The sequence below is a fragment of the Actinoallomurus acaciae genome, from assembly GCF_042429965.1.
GTDB lineage: Bacteria > Actinomycetota > Actinomycetes > Streptosporangiales > Streptosporangiaceae > Actinoallomurus > Actinoallomurus acaciae.
Window position 1 is genome coordinate 1 of sequence record NZ_JBHLZP010000508.1, and the last position, 5658, is coordinate 5658.

Here is a 5658-nt window from a genome sequence, read left to right on the forward strand (position 1 = left end):
GATCGGCGGCCCGGCCACGCCGGAGGCGATCGGCCCGGCGGCCGACGCCGAGCTGGCCGCGGCCCGGCCCCTGGCGCACAACGGGTACAAGGTGCCGCTCATCCGGAATCTCGTCGTCTCGACGCTCACCGAGCTTCAGGAGGCCGCTCGATGACCACCCCCGCCGCGCCACCCCGTACGTCCGCGACCGGCGCACCGCACACCCGGCGAGAGGGCCGCGTGAAGGTCACCGGGGAGGCCCGTTACGCCGGGGACATCCCCTTCGCCGAGCTCGCCCACGGATGGCTCGTGACCTCGACCGTGGCCCGCGGCCGGATCCGCTCCATCGACGAGGACGCCGTGCTGGCGTTGCCGGGCGTGCTCGCCGTCCTGCACCACGGCAACGCGCTGCGCCTGACGCCCGGCGCCGGCTTCATGGGCCCCGACGCGAACCTCCAGGTCCTGCAGGACGACCGGGTGCCGCACGTCGGCTGGCCGGTCGCGCTCGTGGTCGCCGAGACCCAGGAGCAGGCCAGGGCGGGCGCCGACGCCCTCGTCATCACCTACGACGAGGAGCCGCACGACACCGCCTTCCGGGCCGACCACCCCGGCCTGCGGGCGACGGCGCCGAGCCCCCTCGCCATGCCCGACGTCGACCAGGGCGACCCCGACGCCGAGCTGGCCGCCTCGGCCGTGGTGGTGGACGGTGAGTACACCACGCCCGAGGAGTTCCACAACGCCATGGAGCCCCACGCCTCCATGGCGCGCTGGGAGAACGGCCGCCTGGAGGTGGTCGACTCCAACCAGGGCTCCTACGCGGTCGCCCAGGTCCTGGCCACCCTGTTCTCCCTCGACGTCGACACGGTACGGGTGCGGTCGGAGCACGTCGGCGGCGGCTTCGGCTCCAAGGGCCTGCGGCTTCCGCACACCGTGCTCGCGGTGATGGCCACCACCGTGCTCCACCGGCCGGTCCGGGTGTTGCTCACCCGCCGGCAGATGTTCTCCCTGGTCGGGTTCAGGCCCGCGACCGCGCAGCGCGTACGGCTCGGCGCGGACGGCGACGGGCGCCTGCGGGTGATCGAGCACGAGACCGCGTCGGCCACCTCGACCGTGCACGAGTACGCCGAGCAGTCCACGCGGCACAGCCGGATCCTGTACGCCGCGGACGCGTTCCGCCTGCGCACCAGAGTGGTCCCGCTCGACATGCCGACGCCGGCGTTCATGCGCGCGCCCGGCTGGGCTCCCGGGTCCTTCGCGGTCGAGTCGGCGATGGACGAGCTCGCCGCCGAGGCGGGGCTGGATCCGATCGCGCTCCGGCTCCGCAACGAACCCGAGGTCGGCCCGGTGTCCGGGCTGCCCTTCAGCAGCCGAAACCTGGTCGCCTGCCTCGAAGAGGGCGCGCGTCGCTTCGGGTGGGCGGACCGCGACCCGCGTCCGGGCGTCCGCCGGGACGGGCGCTGGCTCCTCGGCACCGGCGTGGCGTCGTCCGCGCACTCGGCCGGGGTCGGGCCGTCGACGGCCGCCATCACCGCCGAGGCGGACGGCACGTTCACCGTACGGGTCACCGCCGCCGACATCGGCACCGGCGCCCGTACGGCGCTCAGCCAGATCGCCGCCGACGCCCTGGAGACGCCCCCGGAGTCGGTACGGATACAGATCGCGGACAGCGACTTCGGCCCCGCGTGGCTCGCCGGCGGCTCGATGGGCACCGCGTCCTGGGCGTGGGCGATCAGCGAGGCGGCGATCGCGCTGCGCAAGAAGCTGGCCGACGTCGTCGACGTCCCGCCGGAGGGCATCACGGCCGACGCGGACACCACCGAGCTGCTCGGCGCCCGTGAGCAGCGCGAGAGTCACGGGTACGGCGCCCAGTTCGCCGAGGTCGCGGTGGACCCGCTCAGCGGCGAGGTCCGCGTGCGCCGCATGCTCGGGATCTTCGCGGTGGGCCGGGTCGTCAACCCGCTGACCGCGCGCAGCCAGCTCGTCGGCGGCATGACGTGGGGGCTGTCGATGGCGCTGCACGAGGAGGGCGCGCGCGACGACGTCTCCGGCGGCCTGGCCAACGGCGACCTCGCGGGCTACCACGTGGCGGCCCACGCCGACGTTCCCGCCATCGAGGCCGACTGGGTCGAGGACCACGACACCTACAACCCCTCGGGGATCAAGGGCCTGGGCGAGATCGGCATCGTCGGCGGCGCCGCCGCCATCGCCAACGCCGTCTGGCACGCGACCGGCGTACGTCACCGGCACCTGCCGATCAGCCTCGACCGGGTGCTGAACGGCGGCTCACGGTAACGTTCGCCGCGAACGACGGGAGGTGGCGGTGCCCTTGCCGGACGCGGCCTTCGCCGCTCGCCTCCCCTGAGGGAGGCTTCGCCATGGCTCGTGGTGTCGTCCCAGGGGATGCCCCCTGGAACCCCCGTCGCGCCCGGCGAGCCGGAGCCGCCCGGCGAGCCGGAGCCGCTCGGCAATGGCCCGGGCGGCCACGGCCGGACTGAGAGAGGCTTCGCCATGACCCGTGGTGTCGGCCCAGGGGGCGACCCTCTGGAATCCCCGTCGCGGGGCTTCGCCCCGCCGTCCGGCGAGCCGGAGCCGCTCGGCAACGGTCCGGGTGACTACGGCCGGCGGGTGTTGCGCGAGCGCACCCCGACGCTGATCACCGAGGTGCGCGACCGGCACCCGTACGGGCCGGAGCAGCGCCGTGCGCTCGACGCGCTGCTGGAGGAGATCGCCTCCGGCACGATGCGGCCGCTCGGCGAGGGCGCACCCGACCGCGCCCGCTGGGACCACTGGGGCGCCGCCTACTTCGGCCGTCCGTGGGCCGACGTGCCCTTCCTGTGGTGGGAGTCGTACTTCTACCGGCGGCTGCTGGAGGCGGTGGGGTTCTTCACGCCCGGCCCCTGGTTCTGGGTCGACCCGTTCGAGTACTGGAAGAGCGCGGAACTCCGCGACGCGACGGTCGCCGTGCCCGCCGCCGGGGAGCGGCAGGCGCTCCTGCCGGCCTCGCTGTGGGGCAACCAGGCCGACCTTGGCTTCCTGTTCGGGGCCGCGGGAGGGCCGGACGCCTCCGGCGGCCTGGTGGCCGACGACGGCGCCCTGGTGTGGTCGGCGCTCGACGCGGGCGGCCCGAACCACGTGGGCGTCGTCGCGGACAACGCCGGCCGGGAGCTGCTGGCGGACCTGCTGCTGATCGACCACCTGCTCCGCACCGGCCTGGCCGCGACGGTGACGCTGCACCTGAAGCCGCATCCGTACTACGTCTCCGACGCGACAACGGCCGACCTGGTCGCCTGCCTGCGCCGCCTCGCCGCCGCGGACGGCGAGGCGGCCGCCGTCGAGCGGAGGCTGTCCGAGGCGATCGGCACGGGACGCCTCCGCCTCCGCGCCCACGCGTTCTCCTGCGCGCCGTGGTCGTACCACCACATGCCCGCCGACCTGGCCGAGGAGTTCGGCGACCTCACCCTCACGATCATGAAGGGCGACCTGAACTACCGGCGCCTCGTCGGCGACCGCGCCTGGCCGCCCACGACGCCGTTCGCGGAGGTCACCGCGTACTTCCCCGGACCGGTGGCCGCGCTGCGCACGCTGAAGTCCGACGTCGTGACGGGACTCGACGCCGCGACGTTGTCCTCGCTCGAGGCGTCCGGCGGCGACTGGCGCACGGGCGGCGCCCACGGCCTGATCCAGGTACGCCGCTGAAACCGTCGGTGCCGTCGGCCATGCTGGACCCGCACACAGGGGAGAGGGGTCCGGCATGCCGATCCAGGTCGCGAGCCGCCGCCGTTCGGCGGCCCGGCTAGCCGAGGCGCATCCGGCGGCGCGCGTCATCGACGTGACCTCGCGGGCCGAGGAGCCCTGGGTGCGGCTCAGCCCGTTCTACCCGCACGGCGGCATCCCGGTGCCGCGCTCGCCCGGAGTCACCGCGCAGTCGGTCGAGGGCATCTGGCAGGCGCTGAAGGTCTTCGGCACCGCGGACGTCGACCCCGCCGTCCTCGACAACACGCGCATGCGCGGCCTGAAGCGCACCGTGCGCCGGTACGGCCCGGTCCACGGCCACCGCGACGGGCTCGACGGCGAGACACTGCTGCCGTACGAGACGGCCCGGCGCCGCATCTACCTGCCGGCCTACCGCTGGGTGCTGGAGCACAGGACGGCCGACCTGGTCGACCGCCTCCGCGCCATGGCCGCCGACGGCGACGTCGTCCTGCTCGACTACACGACCAACGGCGACGTGGCCGACCCGTCCACCCCGCTGTCGCACGCCGCGCTCATCGCCCTCCACGTCCAGCACCGCTGGCCGCAGGAGGCCTAGGGCGATCGGCGCGGCCGATGGCTCAGAACGTGGTAGAGCGGTGCGATGACGTATGACATCGCGGAGCCGTACGGACCGCTCATCACGACCACCCTGCGTCTGGTCACATGGAACGTCTGGGCGCGGTTCGGGCCCTGGGAACGCCGGGAGACCGCGATCAAGGCCACGCTGGCACGCCACGACCCGGACGTCGTCGCCCTCGTCGAGGCGTGGGAGGGCCAGGCGGAGCGGCTCGGGGCGCCGCACCACGTCTTCGCGGGCGGGGGTCTGGCCGTGCTGTCCCGCTGGCCGATCGAGCGGCACGAGTGGCGTCGCCTGCCCGGCCCGCAGGACGCCGAGGGCGGCGTCGTCTTCACCGAGATCGCCGGGCCGCGCGGTCCCGTTCATCTCTTCACGGTGGCGCTGACCTGGCAGCTGGAGCACAGCGCCGTACGGCAGGAGCAGGTACGTGCGCTGAGCGCGTTCGTCGCCGAACTCCAGCGCCGGAGCCATCCGACGATCGTGTGCGGCGACTTCAACGCCGACCCCGACAGCGACGAGATCCGCATGCTGACCGGCAAGGCCGCGACGGCAGCGCCGGACCTGGTCTGCTACGACGCGTGGGACACCGCCGGCACCGGCGGGCCGGGCCACACCTGGGCCCGGGCCAACCCCTGGGCGGCCCCGGTCCTGTGGCCCGACCGGCGGATCGACCACATCCTGTCCGCCTGGCCTCGGCGCGGCGGCGCCGGCCATCCGGTCCACTGCGAGGTCATCGGCGCCGACCCGGTCGACGGCGTCGTTGCCTCCGATCACTACGGCGTCCTCGCCGACCTGCGGTATTAGTGTGATCTGGGGGGCGGAGGTGTCTCCGGTTGGCTGTCGTCGCCCCGGCTCGGTATGCTTTTCCCGCCGATGAACGCGGATTTCGATCTGCGGGATCGGCGCCTCGAAGATCCCGGTTCGTACAACGGGAGAACGTCCGCTAAGCTGGGCGTCGCCCGCAAGGGAGACTAAGCGGGCGGGTTGAGGTCCCGTCGTCTAGTGGCCTAGGACGCCGCCCTCTCAAGGCGGTAACGCCGGTTCAAATCCGGTCGGGACTACAGCGAAAAGGGTTGATCGCCATAATGGCGGTCAGCCCTTTTGTCATAACTAATGAGAACTCAGGCCTCATCAAACGCAGAAGGCCTGTTTCGTCCCATCGGCCCGTCAAGCGCCGACGAACCCGAGCGCCTCTTCGCGGGGCATCGTCGCGCCGCGTTCGAAGGCCGACGCGTACGCCACCTCGCCGATCAGCTCCGCCGCCCGGCGGGCGACACGGGCGACGTCCGGGTCGCCCGCCACGGAGACCCCGCGCAGGGCCCTGCCCGCGCCGAGCAGCGTCGCGGCCC

At 73.7% G+C, this 5658-nt stretch carries 5 protein-coding genes and 1 tRNA gene; 5 read left to right on the top strand and 1 reads right to left on the bottom strand.

From position 1 onward, the window contains the following. Positions 1-150: 150 nt before the first annotated feature. The 5 genes from ACFFNX_RS40215 (at position 151) to ACFFNX_RS40235 (ending at position 5370) form a co-directional block, all read left to right on the top strand. Complete coding sequence (locus ACFFNX_RS40215; RefSeq protein WP_378211418.1) at positions 151-2271, top strand: xanthine dehydrogenase family protein molybdopterin-binding subunit; 2121 nt, start codon at positions 151-153, stop codon at positions 2269-2271. 216 nt (positions 2272-2487) lie between these two features. Further along, positions 2488-3675, top strand: a complete 1188-nt coding sequence (locus ACFFNX_RS40220; RefSeq protein WP_378211420.1) for a damage-control phosphatase ARMT1 family protein — start codon at positions 2488-2490, stop codon at positions 3673-3675. Between the two features lie 55 nt (positions 3676-3730). Next, positions 3731-4288 (top strand): DUF6939 family protein, encoded by a 558-nt coding sequence (locus tag ACFFNX_RS40225; RefSeq protein ID WP_378211421.1) that lies wholly within the window; start codon positions 3731-3733, stop codon positions 4286-4288. 45 nt (positions 4289-4333) lie between these two features. Then, positions 4334-5113, top strand: a complete 780-nt coding sequence (locus ACFFNX_RS40230; protein ID WP_378211422.1) for an endonuclease/exonuclease/phosphatase family protein — start codon at positions 4334-4336, stop codon at positions 5111-5113. Positions 5114-5297: 184 nt separating this feature from the next. Then, positions 5298-5370: transfer RNA gene (locus tag ACFFNX_RS40235), tRNA-Glu, on the top strand. A gap of 106 nt (positions 5371-5476) precedes the next feature. Here ACFFNX_RS40235 and ACFFNX_RS40240 read toward each other — a convergent pair. Then, the coding region (locus tag ACFFNX_RS40240; RefSeq protein ID WP_378211423.1) for a hypothetical protein at positions 5477-5658 on the bottom strand (182 nt) is incomplete at its 5' end.